This window comes from Promicromonospora sp. AC04, assembly GCF_003058225.1.
Lineage (GTDB): Bacteria > Actinomycetota > Actinomycetes > Actinomycetales > Cellulomonadaceae > Promicromonospora.
In genome coordinates this window covers 328,400-349,954 of sequence record NZ_QBUG01000001.1, presented here as the reverse complement: position 1 = coordinate 349,954, position 21,555 = coordinate 328,400, and the positions used below count along the sequence as shown (strand labels likewise).

The window sequence follows — 21,555 nt, the reverse complement described above, 5'->3', positions numbered from 1 at the left end:
CGCACCCAGGTGCGGCGTCCTCGCAGCAGAGCACCAAAAGAAGTCCACCTGCTGCCGAACCGCTGAACCGCGAGGACCCATCAAAATGGCCTATCCGCTGCACCGTCCCAGCGACGCCGAAAACCCCGTGCCCGCGTCACCCAGCCTGCCCGACCTCGAGCGCGACGTCCTCGCGTACTGGGAGCAGGACGACACCTTCCGCGCGTCGGTCGACGCCCGCCCGGCCGGCGAGAACGGCAGCAACGAGTTCGTCTTCTACGACGGCCCGCCGTTCGCGAACGGCCTGCCCCACTACGGCCACCTGCTGACCGGGTACGCGAAGGACGTCGTGCCCCGCTACCGGACCATGCGCGGGCAGCGCGTCGAGCGCCGCTTCGGCTGGGACACGCACGGCCTGCCGGCGGAGCTGGAGGCGATGAACCAGCTCGGCATCAAGACCAAGGACGAGATCGTCGAGCTCGGCATCGACAAGTTCAACGAGGCCTGCCGCTCCAGCGTGCTCAAGTACACCGACGAGTGGCGCACGTACGTGACGCGCCAGGCCCGCTGGGTGGACTTCGACAACGACTACAAGACCCTGAACCCGACGTTCATGGAGAGCGTCATCTGGGCCTTCAAGTCGCTGTTCGACAAGGGCCTGATCTACGAGGGCTTCCGCGTGCTGCCCTACTGCTGGAACGACCAGACGCCGCTGAGCAACCACGAGCTGCGCATGGACGACGACGTGTACCAGCAGCGGCAGGACCCGTCCGTCACGGTCGGCTTCCGGGTCACGGAGGTGCCCGACGGCGGCGAGGTGCTCCGCGCGGGCGACCACCTGCTGATCTGGACCACCACGCCGTGGACCCTGCCGTCCAACCTGCTCGTCATGGTGGGGCCAGACGTCGACTACGCGGTGGTCGAGTCGTCCTTCACCGGCACGCCGCAGCGCTACGTCCTGGCGGAGGCCCGCGTGGACGCGTACGCGCGGGAGCTGACGGACGAGGGTGCGGAGGCGCCCAGCGTCGTCGGGCGGCTCAAGGGGAGCGACCTGCTGGGCGCTGCCTACGAGCCCCCGTTCTCGTACTTCGAGGGGCACACCGGCGCCCACCGCGTGGTCGAGGCCGACTTCGTCACCACCACCGACGGCACGGGCCTGGTGCACAACGCCGGCGCCTTCGGTGAGGAGGACAAGCAGGTCAGCGACCGCGAGGGCGTGGAGCCGGTTATCCCCGTGGGCGCCGACGGGCGCTTCACCTTCCCCGTGGAGGAGTACGCGGGCCTGCAGGTCTTCGACGCGAACGCGCCGATCATCGACCACCTCAAGGCCCGCACGCGCGGTGCGGCAGACGACGAGGCGGGGCGGACGACGTCGGGCACGGTGCTGCTGCGCCGCGAGCAGTACGCGCACTCGTACCCGCACTGCTGGCGCTGCCGTCAGCCGCTGATCTACATGGGCGTGTCCTCGTGGTTCGTCGAGGTGACGAAGTTCAAGGACCGCATGGTCGAGCTGAACGAGCAGATCACCTGGGTGCCGGACCACATCAAGCAGGGCCAGTTCGGCAAGTGGCTGGAGAACGCCCGCGACTGGTCGATCACGCGCAACCGGTTCTGGGGCTCGCCCGTGCCGGTGTGGAAGTCGGACAACCCCGCCTACCCGCGGATCGACGTCTACGGGTCGTTCGAGGAGCTCGAGCGTGACTTCGGGCGCCTGCCGCGCGACAAGGACGGCAACCCGGACCTGCACCGCCCGTTCGTCGACGAGCTGACGCGGCCCAACCCGGACGATCCGTCCGGGGCCTCGACCATGCGAAGGGTCGAGGACGTCCTGGACGTCTGGTTCGACTCCGGCTCCATGCCGTACGCGCAGGTGCACTACCCGTTCGAGAACGCCGACTGGTTCGAGCACCACTACCCGGGCGACTTCATCGTCGAGTACATCGGGCAGACGCGCGGCTGGTTCTACACGCTGCACGTGCTGGCCACGTCGCTGTTCGACCGGCCGGCCTTCCAGACGGCGCTGTCGCACGGCATCGTGCTGGGCTCCGACGGGCGCAAGATGTCGAAGTCGCTGAAGAACTACCCGGACGTCAACGAGGTCTTCGACCGCGACGGCTCCGACGCGATGCGCTGGTTCCTCATGGCGTCGCCGATCCTGCGCGGCGGCAACCTCGTGGTCACGGAGGAGGGGATCCGCGACGCGGTGCGCCAGGTGCTGCTGCCGCTGTGGAGCACGTACTACTTCTTCACGCTGTACGCCAACGCCGCCTCGGACGGCGCGGGCTACGCCGCGCAGCCCCTGACGGCGGAGCGGGTGGCCGCGCTGCCCGTCATGGACCGCTACCTGCTGGCGCGCACGCGCGGGCTGGTCGCGGACGTGACCGAGCAGCTCGACGGGTACGACATCGCGGGCGCCTGCGACTCGGTGCGCCAGTACCTGGACGCCCTGACCAACTGGTACGTGCGCACTCAGCGCGACCGGTTCTGGGCGGAGGACGCCGACGCGTTCGACACCCTGTCCACCGCGCTCGAGGTGCTGTGCCGGGTGATGGCGCCGCTGGCGCCGCTGCTCACGGAGGAGGTCTGGCGCGGCCTGACCGGCGAGCGCTCGGTGCACCTGGCGGAGTGGCCGTCGATCGCCGCGCCCGAGGGCGCGACGATGCGCTGCGCGGAGGCGGACGTGCTGGTGGCCGACGACGCGCTCGTGGCCGCCGTCGAGTCCGCGCGGGCCGTGGTGTCGCAGACGCTGGCGCTGCGCAAGGCGAACAAGCTGCGCGTGCGGCAGCCGCTGCGGTCGCTCGTCGTGGCCGTGGCAGACCCGGACGGCGTCGCGCCGTTCGCCGGGCTGCTGGAGACGGAGCTGAACGTCAAGGAGGTGCGCCTCGTCGCGTTCTCGCCCGAGGTGGCCGCCGACTACGGCATCACCGAGCGTCTCGCCGTCAATGCCCGGGCCGCGGGCCCGCGCCTCGGGCGCGGGGTGCAGGCAGTGATCAAGGCGGCGAAGTCCGGCGCGTGGTCCAAGTCCGACGCCGGCGCAGTGGTGGTCGCGACGGCCGACGGCGACGTCGAACTGCTCGAGACCGAGTACGAGCTGACGACCGTTGTGGGCGGCGAGTCCGCGGAGTCGGCCGACGTCGCGGCCGCCGTGCTCGCGGGCGGCGGCTTCGTGGTGCTCGACCTCGAGCTCGACGACGCGCTGCGCGCCGAGGGTTACGCCCGCGACGTCGTGCGGGATGTGCAGGACGCGCGCAAGGCGGCGGGTCTGCAGGTCGCCGACCGGATCGCGCTGGACCTGACGGTGCCGGCCGAGTGGGTCGCGGCCGTCGAGGAGCACCGCGAGCTGGTGTCGCGCGAGACGCTGGCGACGAGCCTCGCGGTGACCGCGGGCGCCGAGCGCGCGGTGGCGGTGACGAAGGCCTGACCGGCCGGCTCCGTTGAGTGCTGGCTGTTTGCCGGGTCTCCCGGCTCGGGGCAACGGATAGCCAGCACTCAACGGAGCCACCGGGCGGCCCGTGTCAGTTGTCGATGCGGGCGTTCCAGTGGTTCAGGATGTCCACCATCGGGATGCCGTAGACGTACGAGAAGCACTGGGTGGGCACCGAGGTGCTTCCGCAGCTGCGGCGGTTCGAGCCGCCGTCGATCATCCCGCGGGCGTACGCCTGGCCGTTGATGACTATGTACATCGGGCCGCCGCTGTCGCCGCCGCCCACCACGACACCGCCGTCGTCGCGGCTCGCCCGGAACCCGTGGCACGTGCGGTTGCCGCAGGTCCAGGCGACGTCGGTGGCGCGGATCTTCGCCCCGCAGTGCTCGCCGGTGACCGCTCCGGAGGAGCAGATGTTCTGCCCGACGGCGGGCTGGTGCACCGCCGCCACCGGGAACCGGTAGCGCGAGTTGACGCTGGACGCGTTCCACGGGCCGCCGAACACGGCGCCTGCCGTCTCGGGGTTGCCGACCGGGTCGATGAGCTCGGCGTCGATGCCTGCCGCGCGGTTGGCGACAGTGCCCAGCCGCTGGCCGATGCCGTCGCGGACCAGGGAGCCGACCCCCGCGTTGCAGTGCGCGGCGCTGACGATCTTGTGGTTGCCGGCGGCGGTGACTATCGAGAAGCCGGTCGTGCAGTAGTCCGAGCCGCTGGTCGTGGCCATCGCCCCGCCGGCGGTCCAGGGGGCGGCGTCGTTGCGACGGCTGGCGGCGGTGGGCTGGACGCCATCGTCGACGAGCTCGACCCGGACCGGGACGCCTGCCTCTTCTTCGAGGCTCTGGGCCAGGCTGGTTGTGCGGGCGGCGGCCGTCTCGCTGGCGCCTGTCTTGCTGGCGCCCGTCTCGCTGGCGACGGTAGACCCCGCCTCGCGGGCGAGGGCCGAGTCGCGGCTGACCTCGACGACCAGGCTCGCGTAGTCCTCGGCCGGGAACGCGGCGACCACTGCGTCAGGGCCGTGCGCCGCGCGCTGGCTGTCCAGCAGCCGGGTGCTCGCGGCGTGCAGGTCCGCCTCGCTGAGCGGCGTCCGCTCGACGTCGACGGTCACACCGTCAGGCACCTTCGTCTCCAGCGCACTGACCGACGCCGGAGCGTCGCCCTTCCAGGAGACGGTCACCTTCGCGGCGTCGTAGTCGACGGCGACCCCGGCATAGCCGGGCTTCTCGGCAAGGGCGGTGGCAGCCCCGGCGGCGTGGTCGACGGCGGACACCGTGGCCGCCTGGACCTGATCGGACTGGCTGGTGGAGTCACCGGCCGCTGCTGGCGCGGAGGCGGCGGGCGCGGAGGTGGCTGGCGCGGAGGCCGCGGCCGGTGCGGAGAGCGCCGCGGCCAGCGCCACGGCCCCGACGACGATCGCGCGCTGCACCGAGCTCTTTCGTCTCATGCTGTCGTTTCCCCCTCGACGGACCGTGCGCCTCACGTCTGACGCCGCGGTGACATCGTTCTTCACAGGGTGAAATGCCGCAACACGGTACGTGGTGCGGGCGGGGGCGGGCGTGTTGCGCTTCGTGCGGGCGTGGGCCGGGAAGAAGTCCGCCGCGACCAAGCGATTGCGCATGCATTCCGGCACTGGAGCATGCGCAAAGGCTTGGTGGAAAGAGACCTTGGGCGCACAACTCTTGTCGGAGACGCTTGCGGAACCAGGGGGTATTAGTACTGTTGGGAGTGCGATGGGCAATAGCCCTGAGAAGTGAGCCCGGGAGCCCGCCCGATTAGGCGGGTAGCCCGGGCTTCGCGCTGTCTACGACCGTGCCGGCGGCAAGGCATGGCGTCTCAGGGGAGCCCACCGAGGACAGAGGAGTTGTCGCGACGGACGACAACGGGCGTCTCGAAGTCAGAGCAACGGATCAGGTCTCGAATTCCGGGACCGGGAGAGCGGTAGCGGATCGGAGCGCCTTCTCGAGGCGGTGCCGGATGCGGTCGGGTTCACCGCTGTCGCTGGTTACCAGCCGTAGCAAAGGCAGGCCGATCCGGTCGAGCATCTCGTTCTTGATCTTGTCCCGCTCGACCTGCTTTGGGTCGATCATGTGGTTGTGGCCGTCCACCTCGACGGCGAGCACCGGCCGGAGCGTGATCCGGTTGTACACCACGAAGTCGACCGACGAGCGGCGCCGGAACGAGTTCTGCCGCGCTGTCAGTTCGGCCACCAGCCCAGGGTCACGCGCGAGATGAGCCAGCCGGACCTGGCGGGCGACCTTCAGGCTGCTGTACTGATCCTCGCCCGCGAGGATCTCGCGCAGCTGTGTCTCTGCGGCGTTCTCCGAGAGGTATCTGGAGGGACCCTTGACCTTCCGGGCGAACGCTTCGAGGCGGAGCGAGTACTCGCGGTAGAGCAGGTCGAAGATGGAGACGAGTTCCGACTGCACAACGTTGTTCGGGTCCTGGTACCGGATGTAGTCCAGCAGCTCCCTGACGTGCCGTGTCCGGGGCAACATAGCGTGGTTGGTGACCACCACGAGCCGCTCTGCCGCGCGGGAGACCGCGACATTGACGAGGTTCGGGTTGTCCAGGAACTTGGCGCTGATGTGCCCCTGCTTGGACTCGTCGAGAACGGTAGTGAGGATCATGGTCGGCTTCTCACGGCCCTGGTACTTGTGCACCGTGTCGACCTCGATGCCGACGTCGTCGATGGTCGCCGTGACCTGGTCGACCTGCCGCCGGAACGGGGTGACGACGCCGACGCTGCCCGGCCCGCTGCGTTGTTGTTCCCGGGGGAGCACCTCTCCGGCTATCACCTGCGCCTCCCGCACGTTGTAGCTGCTGCCGTCGGCGAGCCTTCGCGTGTGGTTTCCCTCGACCGTCGGCCGTATCGCTAGGCTCCGAGCACTACGCTTGTGCTCGGTCATGGGGATGAGCTTGTCGTCGTAGAACTTGCGGTTGCAGAAGTCGATGATCGCCGGGTCGCAGCGGTAGTGCTCGCGCAGCATGCGGCGGGGAACCCTGCGGGGCTTACCGGCGTCCGAGCCCATGATGCCGAGCACGGACGACAGGATGTTGTGCCGGTCGTAGTCGTAGACCAGCGCCGGCGCGGTCAGCCCGTTGGTGGCTTGCTTCGCGGGGATGTGCGGCAGCTGCTTCTCGTCGCCGACCACGACCACGCGGCGCGCGCACGAGAGGGCCAGCACCGCGGACGGCAGGTCCACCTGGGATGCCTCGTCGATGATGAGGTAGTCGAGCAGGTACCCAGGACGGACACATCTGCGCAGGGACTGGCAGGTGCTGAGGATCACGGGATAGTCGACGACGAACTGCTCGAACGTGCCCGGCTCGGTGAAATCTCGGGCGCTGTACGTTGCGGTGCCCCGTCGGTAGCGTTCCGCGAGCGCGGTGCGCAGGGCAGCCTGGGACAGCTCGCGGTGCCGTTCGACGCGCCCGTCGAAGTCGTTGAGTTCCAACGCGCCCTGCGCGTTCTCGGCGGCGTGTTCAAGCTCGGCGATCTTCTTGTCGTAGTAGGCCAGCTGCAGGGCGAGCACGTTCTCGACGTCGTCTGGGTCGACCTGGTCCGGGACCCCGAACTGGAGGTAGCGCCTGACCTGTCCCATGAGGCGGCGCAGGCGGTTCTTCGGCACGGGCGCGAGCTCGGACTCCGCGAGAAATCGCAGAATCTTCTCGGACGATCTGCGCAGCAGCGGAAACTGCGAGAGATCGGGCAGCTCGTGCTGCTCGACGTGCCGGTGAAAGTGGCGGCGTTCAGTGCGGAAGGCGGCAGCCTGTGCGCGATGCTCCGCGCACTGCCGTTCGACCCGTTGCAGCCCGTGAATTTGCCTGCCCAGGTCGGCCAGCTCCGCCTCGTCCGGACGCTGCTGCGCGGAACGGTCGAGAAAGCTCGGGATCTCGGCGTTGCGCGCAGCCTGGCTCGCAAAGAACGCATCGCGCTTCTCCCGCCGCCCAAGGTCGGCGACTACGACGCCGAAGCCCTCCCTGGTCAGCTTCTCGCGGACATTCTCGACAGCTGCGTTGGCGTGGGACACGATCCCGACGGTGCTGCCAGGCTCGCGCACGATGTTCGCCACGAGGCTCAGGATCGACTGGGTCTTTCCGGTACCGGGTGGCCCGTCGATCACGGAGACCGGGTGGGCAAGCGCGGTTTCGACAGCCTCACGCTGGCTGATGTTGGTACCGAACGGAAAGATCAGTTCGCCGCCCGCATCAGTGGACCGTTTGCGTGGCTTGAGCAGGTCGCCAGTGAGGAAGCGCGCGAGCGCGCTGTCCGGGTGGACGTCGCTGAGATCCTTGAAGGTCTTGTGCAGCGGCGCATCAGGCGGCATGTGAGCGACGACGTCGCGCAGGTACCTGAGGACGTCCCGCGGAGCGGTCTCGGCCACCGGGCTGCTGGTGCCGAATCGCACGGTGTGCTCAGCGTAGGTATCGAACCTGTTGTGGCCGTCGTCGGTCCGGAACACTCGGATCCAGGCGCCGTCGTGCGGGGTGGTGAACCGGTAGAGGTCGATCACGTTCTCCTGCAGGCAACCTTCGGCGATCACCTGCGTGTCGGCTGGCAGATCGATCCGTTCGGGGACCTCCAGGAATACGATCCGGCGGCGGTTGTACGGGAGCGGCTTCGGCCCCTTTAGGGTCACGATGACGTAGTTCCCATCGATGCGGTAGTTGCGCAGGTCGTCGCCGTCGCGGGTGAATCCTGGTCCCTCATCTGCCTTCCTCCTGATGAGGATGCCCTGCACGCGCGGATCGATCATCGTCAGCCACACCCCTCACCAGAGCCCCACCAGCAACCAGGACGAACAACTGCAACGTATCCGCGGGTTCCGGATGTGGCATTCACGGCGGTGATACTTTCTCGCGGGTGCATCCGCAATTGTCGACCGCGAGGTCGCAGCTGCTTGAGGCTCGGTGGCCCCACGTTGATGGGATTGCGCCGGTCCTGCGTCAGGCCAACGGTGGTGTGAACCCCATCTCGGTCTCGACGTCCACGACGTCAGCCGTGAAGCTGCGTCGCGCGCCGAGTGCTCAACCGAAGCCGGCTCAGGCCGAGCACGGCCGTTGCTACCGCACCGCATGCCAGGAGCCACCAGTTCGGGTCGTTCAGGGCGGCACCGGCAAGTGCAAGGCTCGCGACCGGGATCACGAGACTGTTGAGGTTGCGCGCGAGGACCGAGCGTGTGCTGCGTCTGACCGACACCACGGCGGCGCCGGGAAGCCCCATCACGAACCGCAGAGCGGTCGGGACGCGGATCGCCAAGTGGATCGGCATCGCGGTGGCGAATCCGGGCTTGGACCGGTCGTGGGGCATCGAGGGTCGTTCCGCCGCAGGTGTGTCGTGATCCGCTACGACCGCAACTTCAACCTCTGACGTGCCCCATCGGAGAACGACCATGTCACCTGATCGAAGGCCGAGACGGGTCAGGGCCACCTCTTGGAGCGCCACGACGTGCCCGTGCTCGTCGTCCGGATGCGCGGGCACTACTCGCATCAGCTGCTCCGGGGCACCAAAGGTCCAACGCAGGACCATCTCGGTGGCGAACCTGAGGTGGGTGCGAATCCGCCACGCGACTGCTGCGCCACGTGTCGAGGCCTGACGGACGGGCGGTTCGCCATGCTGAGGACGGAGGATCGCCACGGGTGCTGTTCTCGAGGCCTGAGCGGCCGCCGGTTCGGTGATGGCTCTCAGATGGTTCGATATGCGAACCGTTCCCGGTCGGACATGGTCGCGTGGGACGAGGTTGACCCATGCGGCAACGCCGTTGCGCACCAGCACGTGGCGGTTGTGCGGGTCGTCGAAGTCGCTCCGTGACACCTGAACCTCGGTGTTGTCAGGCAGGTCGTGCACGAGAGGCAGTACCGGCTTGCACAGGACAGCTCTGGGCACAGCCACGGACACGGTTCGTGTCTCCAGGTCGTCGACGTCGTGCAGGTCGAGGCTCTCGAGCAGGAGGCGAGTCATCCAAGCTCGTCTCGCGACCCTCGTCGCGGTGTCACCCACGAGATCGTCAGCCGATCCGCTCTCCTGGGGCGCCGACTCCCAAGCATGCTCGCTCCACGCCCAGGCGTCAGCTCGGCGCTCTCCGTGATGGACCTGGACCGGCACCGGACCCGACGCGGCCCCCAGGACGTTGTCGGTCAGGATGACGATCGGAATCGAGGACGGCAACCCGGAGCGGGCGGCGGCGACCACGGTGCTCTGTGACTGAGAAGGACCAGGACCGGGCATGCGATCTCCTCACAGCGTGCGGCGCGTGGACCGAACACTACTGGCGCGCACGCAGCCGTCGTCGGGCCCGGATGCGGTCTTGCGGCCCGCGGAAACATATCCTCGGTACGTGGCCGACTCCCTGAACAAGACCCTCCGCGACGGATCCAGCAATCGCCGCGGTACCAGCCGCGGCGCCGAGAACGCGGACCCCGCCGTCCAAGAGGCACTGAACCGGGTCTACAAGGAGATCCTGTCCCGGCAGCCCGAGCACGACATCGACCCCACCATGGCCCGCGTCGAGCGCGTCCTGGAGCTGCTCGGCGACCCGCACCGCGCCTACCGGACCGTCCACATCACCGGGACCAACGGCAAGTCCTCCACGGCCCGCATGGTCGAGCGCCTGGTGCGCGAGCACGGCCTGCGTACCGGCCGGTTCACGTCCCCGCACCTGACGAGCGTCACCGAGCGCATCGCCGTCGACGGCGAGCCCCTCACCCAGGAACGGTTCGTCGAGGTGTTCGAGGACGTCGCGCCCTACATCGGCGTCGCCGACCGCGAGTCCCAGGAGCAGGGCGGCCCGCCCCTGAGCTTCTTCGAGGTGCTCACCGTCATGGCCTTCGCCGCATTCGCCGACGCGCCCGTCGACATAGCGATCATCGAGGTCGGCATGGGCGGCCGGTGGGACTCCACCAACGTCGTCGACGGCGAGGTCGCCGTCATCACGCCCATAGCCATGGACCACGAGCGCTGGCTCGGCTCCACGCTCGACGAGATTGCCACCGAGAAGGCGGGAATCATCAAGGACGGCGCCGTCGCCGTGATCGCGGAGCAGCGCGACGACGCCCTCGAACCGATCCTCGCGCGCGCCCGGTCGGTCAACGCCCACCTGATCCGCGAGGGCGTGGACCTCGAGGTCATGGACCGGCGCATCGCCGTCGGCGGACAGCTCATCGACCTGCGCACGCCCGCGGGCGTCTACACCGAGATCTTCCTGCCCTTGCACGGGGCGCACCAGGCGCACAACGCCCTGCTGGCGCTCGCGGCCACGGAGGCCCTGCTCAGCGGCGGCCGCGCTCTGGGTGCGGAGATCGTCGAGGTGGCGTTCGGCGACGTCGACGCGCCGGGTCGCCTCGAGCTGGTGCGCTCCAGCCCCACGGTGCTGGTCGACGTCGCGCACAACCCCGCGGGGGCGGAGGCCCTGGTGGACGCGCTGGAGGAGTCGTTCAACCTGGGGCACATCGTCGCCGTCCTGGCCATGATGGCCGACAAGGACTCCGAGGGGCTCCTGTCCGTCCTGGAGCCGACGGTCGCGGAGATCGTGGTCACCCGGAACTCGTCGGACCGGTCCGCAGACCCGGAGGACCTGGCCGAGGTGGCGCGCGAGGTCTTCGGGGAGGAACGCGTGCACGTGGCCGGCCGGCTGGACGAGGCGCTGCAGATCGCGACGGACCTGGCCGAGGCCGACGACAAGCACGGCAGCGGCGTCGGTACGGGCGTGCTCGTCACCGGTTCGGTGGTGACGGTCGCGGACACCCGCATCCTGGTCGGCCGCGGCTGACCGACCAGCAGTTCCACCCGGGAGTTCCACCCGGCAGTCCCACCCGACAGGGTGAGACTGCCGGGTGAGACCCGGGGGCCGGGCGGCCAAGTGCTGTACGACCCGGCCCGGCGTGGTGTTACATGAACCCCATGGGGCTTGTCCGCAGGCCCGGCGCCGTCGCCGGGCCGCACAGCCCCGCGAGGAGGTCGCCGTGAAGAAGCTGCTGAACGATCCCGCCGATGCCGTAGCCGACTCCCTGGCCGGTTTCGCGCTCGCCCACGCCGAGCTGGTCCAGGTCAGTACGTCGCCCGTCTTCGTCAGCCGGACCGGAGGTGCGGTGACCGGCAAGGTGGGGCTGGTCAGCGGCGGCGGGTCGGGGCACGAGCCGCTGCACGCGGGCTTCGTGGGCGACGGCATGCTCGACGCCGCCGTCCCGGGCGCCGTGTTCACGTCCCCGACGCCGGACCAGATCCTGCCCGCCATCCAGGCGGCCGACGGCGGTTCCGGCGTGCTGACGATCGTCAAGAACTACACGGGTGACGTGCTCAACTTCGAGACCGCGGTGGAGCTGGCCGAGGCCGAGGACATCGAGGTCGCGTCGGTGCTCGTGAACGACGACGTCGCCGTCGAGGACTCGCTCTACACCGCCGGCCGGCGCGGGGTGGCCGGAACGCTCGCCGTCGAGAAGATCGCGGGCGCGGCCGCCGCCCGGGGCGCCGACCTCGCCAGCGTGGCCGACATCGCCAAGCGCGTCATCGCGAACGTGCGGACCATGGGGGTGGCGCTGGCGGCGCCCACGGTGCCGCACGTCGGTCGGCCGAGCTTCGACCTGTCCGAGGGCGAGATCGAGGTGGGGATCGGGATCCACGGCGAGCCCGGCCGCCACCGGGTGCCCGCTGCCAGCGCCGACGCGGTGACGGAGATGCTTCTGACGCCGGTCGCCGACGACCTCGCCCTCGCCGGCGGCGAGCGAGTGTTGCTGTTCGTCAACGGTATGGGCGGCACCCCGCTGTCCGAGCTCTACGTGGTCTATGGTCGAGCGCGGCACCTTCTCGAGGAGCGCGGCGTTACGGTCTCCCGGTCGCTGGTGGGCAACTACGTGACGTCCCTCGAGATGCAGGGAGCATCCGTCACCGTCCTCCGTCTGGACGACGAGCTGGAAGCCCTCTGGGACGCGCCGGTGAACACTGCAGCACTCCGGTGGTGAGACAGGAAGGGTTCAAGACATGGCGTTGGACGCGGACTGGGCGGAGCGATGGGTTCGCCGCACGGCGGACGCGATCGCGGACGCGAAGGACGAGCTCACCGAGCTCGACCGGCAGATCGGCGACGGCGACCACGGCGAGAACATGCATCGCGGCTTCCGGGCGGTGGTGGCGCGGTTCGACGACGCCGCGGCCGAGCGCGGGACCCCTGACGAGCGGACCGTCGGCGACGTGCTGAAGCTCGTGGCGACCACGCTGATGTCCACGGTGGGCGGCGCGTCGGGCCCGCTGTACGGCACGGCGTACCTGCGGGCGGCCAAGGTGTCGGGCCGCCCCCAGATCGACCCGCCCGCGGTCGTTGCCGTGCTGGAGGCCGCGCTCGAGGGGGTGGCCTCGCGCGGCAAGGCGACGGTGGGGGAGAAGACCATGGTCGACGCCTGGCAGGCGGCGGTCGACGCGGCCGAGGCCGCGGCGCGCGGCGGCGGCTCGGAGGTGGACGTCCTGCGGGCGGCGGCCGAGGCCGCGGACAAGGCCGCGACGGGCACGATCCCGATGGTCGCGACCAAGGGCCGCGCGTCCTATCTCGGCGAGCGCAGCGCGGGGCACGAGGACCCGGGTGCGCGCTCCACCGCACTTGTCCTGGGCGCGGCGATGGCCGCAGCCCTCGCCGGGCCTGCGCCGGCCGACCCGCGCAGCGCGGCATGACGGCGCGGGTCGCGCTCGTCCTCGTCTCGCACTCCGCCGAGCTGGCTCGCGGGGCGGCGGAGCTCGCGGGCCAGATGGCACCCGACGTCCTGGTCCGCGGGGTGGGCGGCGGTCCCGACGGCGGGCTGGGCACCTCGCTCGACGCCATCCAGAAGAACCTCGCGGAGGTCCTGGCGACCCTGGCCGACGCGGCGCGGGCCGACGGCGCAGGGGACAGCGGCGCACCCGTCGGCAGGGCGCCCGACGGCGGCGGCGTCGTCGTGCTCGGAGACCTCGGGTCGTCGGTGCTCACTGTCGAGTCGGCGCTGGAGCTGGACGAGTCCCTTGCCGAGCGGGTGGTGCTGGCGCGTGCGCCGTTCGTCGAGGGCGCGGTCGCCGCGGCCGTGACGGCGCACGGCGGGGCGGACCTGGACACGGTGCTGGCGTCGGCGAACGCGTCGGCGCGGATGTTCGCGGCGATCGAGGCGGCGCAGTCACCCGAGGCGAGCGGGGCGGCGTCGGCCGGGGAGACCGGCGGTTCGCGCACCGTGACCGTGCGCAACCCCCTCGGCCTGCACGCGCGGCCCGCGGCGCTGGTGTCGCGCAAGGTGGCCGAGCTGGGCGCTGCCGTGACGATCGACGGCGTGGACGCCTCCAGCGTGCTCCAGCTCATGGCCCTCGGCGCCACCCAGGGGCGTGAGCTGCGCGTGGAGGCCACCGGGGACGGGGCGGCGGAGGCGGTGGCGACAGTCGTGGCGATGATCGAGTCCGGCTTCGGCGAGGTGTGACCGCGGTCTCATCTTTTTGCAGTTGATGAAATTTTGCGTGGGGTGCAAGAATTGAGACATGGCCCCCACCTCATCGCGCGAGACCGTCGCGCCCGCTGACGCCGCACCGCGCCCGGACCTGCGCGAGCTCGCGTCCGCGCTGGAGGGGACGCCCGCGGAGCAGGGGCTGCGCGAGCGCAAGAAGCTCGCTCGACGTGCGGCCCTGATCGACGCCGCGCAGCAGCTGGTCGCCGAGCACGGGCTCGACGCCGTGACCGTCGAGATGATCAGTGCCGAGGCCGGGGTCTCGGCCCGCACCTTCTTCAACTACTTCGAGTCCAAGGACGACGCGGTGCTCGGCGCGGAGGACACCGGTCTGTCGGAGGACGTCGTGCGGACGTTCGTCGACGGCGGTCCCACCGGCAAGCTGCTGACCGACCTCCGGGTGCTGGTCGCCTCCCTGCTCGCGCCGGCCGGTGAGGCCCACGACCGGGTGGTGCGGGCCATGGACCTCATGCAGCAGGAGCCGCGCCTGCTCCAGCGGCACGTCGTCTGGATGGACCGGCACAAGACCCGGCTCGGCGAGCTCTTCGAGGCCCGCCGCGCGACCGCCCCGTTCAGCGCGAGCCCCGAGCTGCTCACAATGCTCGTCCTGCTCCTCATCCGCACCGCGCTCGTCGCCTGGGAGCACGCCGGGTACACCGGCAACCCGGCCGACCATCTGCCCGACGCCGTCGCGCAGCTCATCGACATCGTCTCCGCCGACCTCGAGTCCTGAACTCCCTCTTCCCGCCGGCTCCTTCCGCTCTTCAGCACGACTGATCCCCAGAAAGGCATCATTCATGAGTCACGCCGTCACCACGGCGCCGGACAGGCCGCTGGTAGTCCTCAACCAGCGCACGATCTGGCTGATCTTCGGGGCCCTGATGGCCTCGATGTTCCTGTCCTCCCTGGACCAGACCATCGTCGGCACCGCCATGCCCACCATCGTGGGCGAGCTGAACGGCGTGGAGCACCAGGGCTGGGTCATCACCGCCTACATCCTGGCGATCGCCATCGCGATGCCGCTCTACGGCAAGTTCGGCGACCTGTACGGGCGGCGCTGGCCGTTCCTCGTGGCGGTCGGCCTGTTCGTCGTCGCCTCCCTCGGTGGCGGCATGGCGCAGTCGTTCGAGTCCCTCGTGGCCTGGCGTGCCGTGCAGGGCCTGGGCGGCGGTGGCCTGATGATCCTGGCGCAGGCGATCATCGCGGACATCATCCCGGCGTCCGACCGCGGTAAGTACATGGGCCCCATGGGCGCCCTGTTCGGCATCTCCGCCGTCGCCGGCCCGCTGCTCGGCGGCTGGCTCACCGACGGCCCCGGCTGGCGCTGGACGTTCTGGATCAACGTGCCGATCGGTGTCGCGGCGTGGGTCATCGCCTACTTCGCGCTGAAGCTGCCCTCGCACCGCTCCGACAAGCCCACCGACTGGGGCGGCATCCTCACCATGGCGCTGGGCACCACCGGCGTCGTGCTGCTGACGAGCTGGCAGTCGCTCGGCAACGACGGCTACGACTGGTCCGACCCGATGCTGCTCGGCCTGCTGCTCGGCACCGTGGTCATGGTCGGCCTGTTCGTGCTCATCGAGAACCGGGTGTCGGAGCCGCTCATCCCGCTGCGGCTGTTCAAGAACCGGACGTTCACCATCACCACGCTCATCGGCCTGGTGCTCGGCATGGGCATGTTCTCCGCCATGTCGATGCTGCCGACGTTCCTGCAGATGTCGAGCGGCGCGGGCGTCACCGAGTCCGGCCTGCTGATGCTCCCGATGATGGCCGGCGTCATGCTGACCTCGATCGTGTCCGGCATCGCGATCTCCAGGACGGGCCGCTACAAGATGTTCCCGGTGGCCGGCCTCGCGATCACGATCATCGGCATGATCTGGCTGACGCAGATCGAGGGCGAGATGTCCCTGTGGCTGTTCGGCGCCATGATCTTCGTCCTCGGCGCGGGCATGGGCCTCGTCATGCAGACGATCGTGCTCGCGGTGCAGAACTCCGTCGACCCGCACGAGCTGGGCACGGCGACGTCGTCGAACAACTTCTTCCGGGAGATCGGCGCCGCGGTGGGCACCGCCGCGTTCACCACGGTGTTCACGTCGCGTCTCACGGACAACCTGGAGGGCGTCTTCGCTGGCCTCCCGGAGGGCGCCGCGCCCGCCGGCGGCGGTTCCGGCCTGACGCCGCAGATCGTGGACCAGCTCCCCGAGCCGCTGCGCTCCGGCGTGGTCGACGCGTTCGCGAGCTCCCTCGCGCCGGCCTTCTGGTACCTGGTGCCGCTGGTCGTCGTCGGCCTGGTGCTCGCGCTGTTCCTCAAGGAGGTCAAGCTGTCCAACGAGGCCGGGATGGTGGCACGCGGCGAGGCCGTCATGGAGGACAAGGCGGCCCCGGAGGACGGGGGCAAGGTGGTCCTGGAGGACGGGGGCAAGGCGGTCCTGGAGGACGGGGGTAAGGCGGTCCCGGACGCCGAGGAGACGGATATCCTGAGCCGGTGAGCAAGGACCAACCCGCCCCCGGCGACCGCATCAAGCCCAAGAAGTCAGCGCTGGTGCAGTTCACGTCCACCACGCTGCTGCTCGAGGTGTTCCTCGTGCTGTTCGCGACGATGGTGGTGTGGGCCCTGCGCGACTCCGAGTTCGGGCGCGGACCGCTGCGCATCGAGTCGAGCGCGGCGATCTGGGTGCTGGGCGGCGTCCTGGCCCTTGTGCTCCTGGTCCTGTCGCGGGCCCAGGGGTCGGCCGCCGGCCGGGCGGCGGGCTCGGTGGCTCAGGTGCCGATGCTCGCGATGGGCCTGCTGGTGCCGATGATGTACCTGGTCGGCGGGGTCTTCGTGGTGCTGTGGATCTACGCGCTGCGCCTCGGCTCGCGCGTCGACCGGGAGCGGGCGGAGTACGACGCCGCGCACCCGGAGACGGCCCCCAACGTCGACTGACGTCCTGTGCCGGACGCCCAGGTCACTCACGTGGCCTGGGCGTCTGGCGTGTTCCGGGCGGGGAGCCCGGCGTCATCCGGAGGCTTCCGGCCCGGATAAGGTTGCGTCATGACCGACGTCGCAGAGAAGACCCTGCCCACGGAGGCCTCGACGCAGCCCGTGGCCGAGCGCACCCTCGTCCTCGTCAAGCCGGACGGCGTCCGCCGCGGCCTGTCCGGCGAGATCCTGCGCCGCATCGAGACCAAGGGCTACACGCTGCGTGCCGTGGAGCTCAAGCACGCCACGACGGAGCTGCTCGCAGCGCACTACGCCGAGCACCAGGGCAAGCCGTTCTACGCCCCCCTGGTCGAGTTCATGATGTCGGGCCCGGTCCTGGCCGTCGTGGCCGAGGGCGAGGGCGTCATTCCCGGCTTCCGCTCCCTGGCGGGCGCCACCAACCCGACCGACGCCGCACCCGGCACGATCCGCGGCGACCTGGGCCGCGACTGGGGCACCAAGGTGCAGCAGAACCTGGTGCACGGCTCCGACTCGACGGACTCGGCCGCCCGCGAGATCGCGCTCTGGTTCCCCGAGCTGGTCTGACCGGCCCCCCGAGTCCGTCCGCCGAAGTAGAACTGTGGCGAGATAGAACCACAGCGAGGTAGAACTCCAGCACCGCCGGTGTTCTGTCTCGCCACAGTTCTGTCTCGCCACAGCTCTCTTCGGCGTCCGACGGCGGTACGTCCGACGTTCAGACCGTGTTCACAGTTAGGCTCACCCAGTGCACCTCAAGACGCTCACGCTCCGGGGCTTCAAGTCCTTCGCGTCGGCGACCACCCTCGAGCTCGAGCCGGGCATCACCTGCGTGGTGGGCCCCAACGGCTCCGGCAAGTCCAACGTGGTCGACGCGCTCTCCTGGGTCATGGGCGAGCAAGGTGCCAAGTCGCTGCGCGGCGGCAAGATGGACGACGTCATCTTCGCCGGCACGTCCGGCCGCGCCCCGCTGGGTCGCGCCGAGGTGGCCCTGACCATCGACAACACCGACGGCGCGCTGCCGATCGACTACACCGAGGTCACGATCTCCCGCACGCTGTTCCGCAGCGGCGGTTCCGAGTACGCGATCAACGGGAACAGCTGCCGCCTGCTGGACATCCAGGAGCTCCTGAGCGACTCCGGCATCGGGCGCGAGATGCACGTCGTCGTGGGGCAGGGGCAGCTCGACGCCGTCCTGCGCGCGACGCCCGAGGAGCGCCGCGGCTTCATCGAAGAGGCGGCGGGCGTCCTCAAGCACCGCAAGCGCAAGGAGAAGGCGCTCCGCAAGCTCGAGTCGATGCAGGGCAACCTCGCGCGGCTGGGTGACCTGACCGCCGAGCTGCGGCGGCAGCTCGGCCCGCTCGGCCGGCAGGCCGAGGCGGCCCGCAAGGCGCAGACCGTGCAGCGCGACCTGCGCGACGCGAAGTCCCGCCTGCTCGCCGACGACCTGGCCCAGCTCACCGCTCAGCTCGAGCAGGAAAGCGCGGACGAGCGGTCCCTCAAGCAGCGGCAGGCCGAGACCGAGGCGGCGCTGGGGGAGGCGCGGGGGATGCTGGCCCGCCTGGAGGCGGCGACGTCGGCGGAGTCGCAGCAGGTCAGCCAGGCGAGCGACACCGTCTTCGCGCTGTCCCAGACGCGGGAGCGCCTGCGCAGCCTGCAGTCCCTGGCCGGGGAGCGGGCCCGCCTGCTGGGCACGGCCGAGCCCGCGCACCAGGGCCAGGACCCCGACGACCTCGAGGCGCAGGCCGCACGCGCCCGCGCGAGCGAGGAGGAGCTGACCGCCGAGGTCGCCATCGCGCGCGAGACCGTCGAGTCCGCCGTCGACGTCCGGGCGGAGGCCGAGGCAGCCGCGCAGGCCGCCGAGCGTTCGCACGCCGCGCTGCTGCGTGCCGCAGCGGACCGCCGTGAGGGCCTCGCCCGCCTGGCCGGCCAGGTCGCCGCGCGCCGCAGCCGCGTCGAGGCCGCGCAGTCGGAGCTCGACCGGCTGCGCGACGCCCTGCTCGAGGCCGAGCAGCGCGTGGAGGAGTCCTCGCGCGAGCTCGGGGCGCTCGAGACGGAGGTCGGCGGGGTCGAGGGCGGCGAGGAAGGGCTCGACGTCGCGCACGAGGCGGCGTCCGAGGTGCTCGAGCTGGCGAAGGCCGAGGTCAGGCACCTCCAGGAGCAGGTGACGACGGCGCAGCGGGACCGCAGCTCCGCGGCCGCGAAGGTCGAGGCGCTCGAGCTGAGCCTGGACCGCAAGGACGGTGCGGGCACGCTCCTGGCCGCCGACCAGGCGGGAGTCCTGGGCTCGGTGGCGGCCCTGCTGGGCATCGAGGCGGGCTTCGAGGACGCGGTCGCGGCCGCGCTCGGCCCGGTGGCGGACGCCGTCGCCGTCGCGGGCGTCGACGAGGCCGTGGACGCGCTGCGCCTGCTCCGTGACGAGGATGCCGGCCGGGCGAGCCTGGTCGTGGGCTCGGACCGGACGGCGCACGACGGCGCTGCCGCCCGCCCGTCCGTGAGCCTGCCCGCGGGTGCCCGCTGGGCCACCGACGTGGTCCAGGTGGCTGGCCCGGCGTCGGCCGCCCTGCTGACGATCCTGCGCGACGTCGTGGTGGTGGACGATCTCGCCCGCGCCCGTGCCCTGGTGCGCGACCAGCCGGTGGTAGCGGTGACCCGGGCCGGCGACCTGCTGGGCGCCACCCGCGCCTGGGGCGGGTCGGCGGCCGCGCCCAGCGTGCTGCACCTGCAGTCGGCGCTGGACGAGGCGAAGGCTGCCCGCGACGAGGCGGCGGCCCAGGAGACGGACGGGTCGGCGCACCTGGAGCGCGCACGGGCCGAGCGCACGTCGGCGCAGGAGCGGTACGACGAGACGCTCGCCCGGCTCGGGGAGGCGGACGCCGCGCGCGCGGCCGCAGCCGAGCAGCTCGGATCGCTCGGCGCCGCCGCGCGCGCCGCCCGGGCCGAGGCCGACCGGCACCGCGCCGCGCTGGAGCAGGCGCAGTCGCGCCGCGCCGAGGACGAGATCGAGCTCGAGGCCCTCGTCGAGCGCATGACTATCGCCGAGGAGGAGCCCTCCGACGACGAGGGATCGGTCGACGAGGTGCAGGCCGAGCGCGACGAGGCGGCCGCGGCCGCCTCGGCAGCACGCGCCCGCGAGACCGAGGCCCGGCTGGCGCTGCGCACCGCCGAGGAGCGCGCCCGCGCCGTGTCGGGCCGCGCGCAGGCGCTGGCGGCGTCGGCGGAGCAGGAACGCGAGGCCCGCGCCCGGGCGGCCGAGCGCGAGGAGTCGCGCCGTCGCGACGCGTCGCGCGCGACGCTGGTGCAGCAGGCCGTAGCGGTGGCGCTCGAGGCGATCGGGCGGTCGCTGGACCGGGCGGCGGCCGAGAAGGCCGCTGCCGAGGAGGCCCGCGCCGCGGGCTCGGAGCAGCTGGTGGCCGTGCGGGGGAGCGTGGAGTCGCTGACGGGCGAGCTGCGCGAGCTCACCGACGTCGCGCACCGCGACGAGGTCGCCAGGGCGCAGCAGCTGCTGCGCCTGGAGCAGCTCCAGACGCGCGCGAGTGAGGAGCTGGGTACGGACCCGGACGTGCTCATGGAGGAGTTCGGCCCGCACCAGCCGGTCCCCGTCTACGAGGGCGAGGCGACGGTGCGCGACCGCAAGCGGCGCGCGGTGGTGGAGCGCGACGAAGAGGGCAACCCGATCCGGTACGAGGGCGACCCCGCGCTGCCGCGTGGCGCCGCGGCGCGCGAAGACGCGCTCATCGCCCGGACGCGCGCCCTGCACGAGGCAGGGCTCCGGCCCGACGACCCGGCGGCCACCGCCGTGATCGTCGCGGCGGCCGGCGCCGAGCCGGAGGACGGCCCGGCCGGGGACGAGGACGCTGCCGCAACGGACGAGGAGACGGCCCCCGGGCCGCCCAAGCCGGACCGGATGATCCCGTACGTCCGCGAGGAGCAGGAGGCCCGGCTGGCGAAGGCCGAGCGGGCGCTGTCGCGGATCGGCGCCGTGAACCCGCTGGCGCTGGAGGAGTTCGCGGCCCTGGAGGAGCGGCACCAGTTCCTCGTGGACCAGCTCGCGGACCTGAAGAAGTCGCGCGAGGACCTGCTCCAGATCGTCGACGACATCGACGAGCGCGTGCAGCAGGTGTTCGCCGAGGCGTTCCAGGACACCGCCGCGAAGTTCCTCGAGATCTTCCCCCGGCTGTTCCCCGGCGGCGAGGGCAAGCTGACGCTCACCGAGCCGGAGAACCTGCTCACGACCGGCATCGAGGTCGAGGCGCGCCCAGCGGGCAAGAAGGTCAAGCGCCTCTCGCTGCTCTCCGGCGGTGAGCGCTCGCTGGCGGCAGTTGCGTTCCTCGTGTCGATCTTCAAGGCGCGGCCCAGCCCGTTCTACATCATGGACGAGGTCGAGGCGGCGCTCGACGACGTGAACCTCGGCCGCCTCATCGAGATCTTCAAGGAGCTGCAGAAGGACAGCCAGCTCATCGTGATCACGCACCAGAAGCGCACGATGGAGGTGGCCGACGCCCTCTACGGCGTCACCATGCGGGGCGACGGCGTCACGACGCTGATCAGCCAGCGCATGGGTGACCGGGAGGCGGTCACCGCCTGAGCCGGAGATGCAGCGCAGGGTGCGGGCCGAGGGACGAGGCGCGCGCCCGAAGCGATGCGGCGAGAGGGTGATTTTTCGTCCTCCGGAGCCAGGAACCTCCAGGTGTGAGGGATTTCTCCTGTTGCCGGCGCGCGTGTTGCGCGGCGTGTCGTGCGCCTCTGTGCGGCACGACCGGAC

Annotated in this window: 13 protein-coding genes; 10 read left to right on the top strand and 3 right to left on the bottom strand. The window is 71.0% G+C overall.

Annotation, left to right across the window (positions count from 1 at the left end):
- Nucleotides 1-85: 85 nt before the first annotated feature.
- Complete coding sequence (gene ileS, locus C8K30_RS01455; RefSeq protein ID WP_108491108.1) at nucleotides 86-3,400, top strand: isoleucine--tRNA ligase; 3,315 nt, start codon at nucleotides 86-88, stop codon at nucleotides 3,398-3,400.
- A gap of 94 nt (nucleotides 3,401-3,494) precedes the next feature.
- Here ileS and C8K30_RS01450 read toward each other — a convergent pair whose 3' ends face one another.
- From C8K30_RS01450 to C8K30_RS01440, 3 genes are all read right to left on the bottom strand, one after another.
- Nucleotides 3,495-4,844 (bottom strand): hypothetical protein, encoded by a 1,350-nt coding sequence (locus C8K30_RS01450; protein ID WP_146197297.1) that lies wholly within the window; start codon nucleotides 4,842-4,844, stop codon nucleotides 3,495-3,497.
- 463 nt (nucleotides 4,845-5,307) lie between these two features.
- Nucleotides 5,308-8,157 carry an AAA domain-containing protein gene (locus tag C8K30_RS01445; protein ID WP_146197296.1) on the bottom strand — a complete coding sequence of 950 codons (2,850 nt, stop codon included), beginning with the start codon at nucleotides 8,155-8,157 and terminating at the stop codon, nucleotides 5,308-5,310.
- A 239-nt stretch (nucleotides 8,158-8,396) separates the two neighbouring features.
- Nucleotides 8,397-9,362, bottom strand: coding sequence for a hypothetical protein (locus tag C8K30_RS01440; protein ID WP_108491105.1), 966 nt, complete (start codon nucleotides 9,360-9,362; stop codon nucleotides 8,397-8,399).
- Between the two features lie 535 nt (nucleotides 9,363-9,897).
- Here C8K30_RS01440 and C8K30_RS01435 point away from each other — a divergent pair.
- The 9 genes from C8K30_RS01435 (at nucleotide 9,898) to smc (ending at nucleotide 21,378) form a co-directional block, all read left to right on the top strand.
- Nucleotides 9,898-11,169 (top strand): folylpolyglutamate synthase/dihydrofolate synthase family protein, encoded by a 1,272-nt coding sequence (locus C8K30_RS01435; protein ID WP_199230347.1) that lies wholly within the window; start codon nucleotides 9,898-9,900, stop codon nucleotides 11,167-11,169.
- 193 nt (nucleotides 11,170-11,362) lie between these two features.
- Nucleotides 11,363-12,358, top strand: coding sequence for a dihydroxyacetone kinase subunit DhaK (gene dhaK / locus C8K30_RS01430; protein ID WP_108491104.1), 996 nt, complete (start codon nucleotides 11,363-11,365; stop codon nucleotides 12,356-12,358).
- Between the two features lie 19 nt (nucleotides 12,359-12,377).
- A complete protein-coding gene (gene dhaL, locus C8K30_RS01425; RefSeq protein WP_108491103.1) occupies nucleotides 12,378-13,061 on the top strand; it encodes a dihydroxyacetone kinase subunit DhaL in 684 nt (227 codons plus the stop codon).
- Complete coding sequence (locus C8K30_RS01420; RefSeq protein ID WP_108491102.1) at nucleotides 13,058-13,828, top strand: HPr family phosphocarrier protein; 771 nt, start codon at nucleotides 13,058-13,060, stop codon at nucleotides 13,826-13,828. Before dhaL ends, C8K30_RS01420 begins: the two co-directional genes overlap by 4 nt.
- A gap of 58 nt (nucleotides 13,829-13,886) precedes the next feature.
- On the top strand, nucleotides 13,887-14,585 hold the full coding sequence (locus tag C8K30_RS01415) for a TetR/AcrR family transcriptional regulator (protein ID WP_108491101.1): 699 nt from the start codon (nucleotides 13,887-13,889) through the stop codon (nucleotides 14,583-14,585).
- 64 nt (nucleotides 14,586-14,649) lie between these two features.
- Nucleotides 14,650-16,341, top strand: coding sequence for an MDR family MFS transporter (locus tag C8K30_RS01410; protein ID WP_199230291.1), 1,692 nt, complete (start codon nucleotides 14,650-14,652; stop codon nucleotides 16,339-16,341).
- The gene (locus C8K30_RS01405) at nucleotides 16,338-16,778 is read left to right on the top strand and encodes a DUF4233 domain-containing protein (protein ID WP_108491100.1); all 441 of its coding nucleotides are present in this window, start codon (nucleotides 16,338-16,340) and stop codon (nucleotides 16,776-16,778) included. The genes C8K30_RS01410 and C8K30_RS01405 overlap by 4 nt, the downstream gene beginning before the upstream one ends.
- A gap of 108 nt (nucleotides 16,779-16,886) precedes the next feature.
- Nucleotides 16,887-17,360, top strand: coding sequence for a nucleoside-diphosphate kinase (gene ndk / locus C8K30_RS01400; RefSeq protein ID WP_108491099.1), 474 nt, complete (start codon nucleotides 16,887-16,889; stop codon nucleotides 17,358-17,360).
- A gap of 178 nt (nucleotides 17,361-17,538) precedes the next feature.
- Complete coding sequence (gene smc / locus C8K30_RS01395) at nucleotides 17,539-21,378, top strand: chromosome segregation protein SMC (RefSeq protein ID WP_108491098.1); 3,840 nt, start codon at nucleotides 17,539-17,541, stop codon at nucleotides 21,376-21,378.
- Nucleotides 21,379-21,555 lie beyond the last annotated feature (177 nt).

Excerpts from the sequence above, each read along its gene's own strand:
- ileS (WP_108491108.1), top strand. The coding sequence starts at position 86 with ATGGCCTATCCGCTGCACCGTCCCAGCGACGCCGAAAACCCCGTGCCC.
- C8K30_RS01450 (WP_146197297.1), bottom strand. The coding sequence starts at position 4,844 with ATGAGACGAAAGAGCTCGGTGCAGCGCGCGATCGTCGTCGGGGCCGTG.
- C8K30_RS01445 (WP_146197296.1), bottom strand. The coding sequence starts at position 8,157 with ATGATCGATCCGCGCGTGCAGGGCATCCTCATCAGGAGGAAGGCAGAT.
- C8K30_RS01440 (WP_108491105.1), bottom strand. The coding sequence starts at position 9,362 with ATGACTCGCCTCCTGCTCGAGAGCCTCGACCTGCACGACGTCGACGAC.
- C8K30_RS01435 (WP_199230347.1), top strand. The coding sequence starts at position 9,898 with ATGGCCCGCGTCGAGCGCGTCCTGGAGCTGCTCGGCGACCCGCACCGC.
- dhaL (WP_108491103.1), top strand. The coding sequence starts at position 12,378 with ATGGCGTTGGACGCGGACTGGGCGGAGCGATGGGTTCGCCGCACGGCG.
- C8K30_RS01420 (WP_108491102.1), top strand. The coding sequence starts at position 13,058 with ATGACGGCGCGGGTCGCGCTCGTCCTCGTCTCGCACTCCGCCGAGCTG.
- C8K30_RS01415 (WP_108491101.1), top strand. The coding sequence starts at position 13,887 with ATGGCCCCCACCTCATCGCGCGAGACCGTCGCGCCCGCTGACGCCGCA.
- C8K30_RS01410 (WP_199230291.1), top strand. The coding sequence starts at position 14,650 with ATGAGTCACGCCGTCACCACGGCGCCGGACAGGCCGCTGGTAGTCCTC.
- ndk (WP_108491099.1), top strand. The coding sequence starts at position 16,887 with ATGACCGACGTCGCAGAGAAGACCCTGCCCACGGAGGCCTCGACGCAG.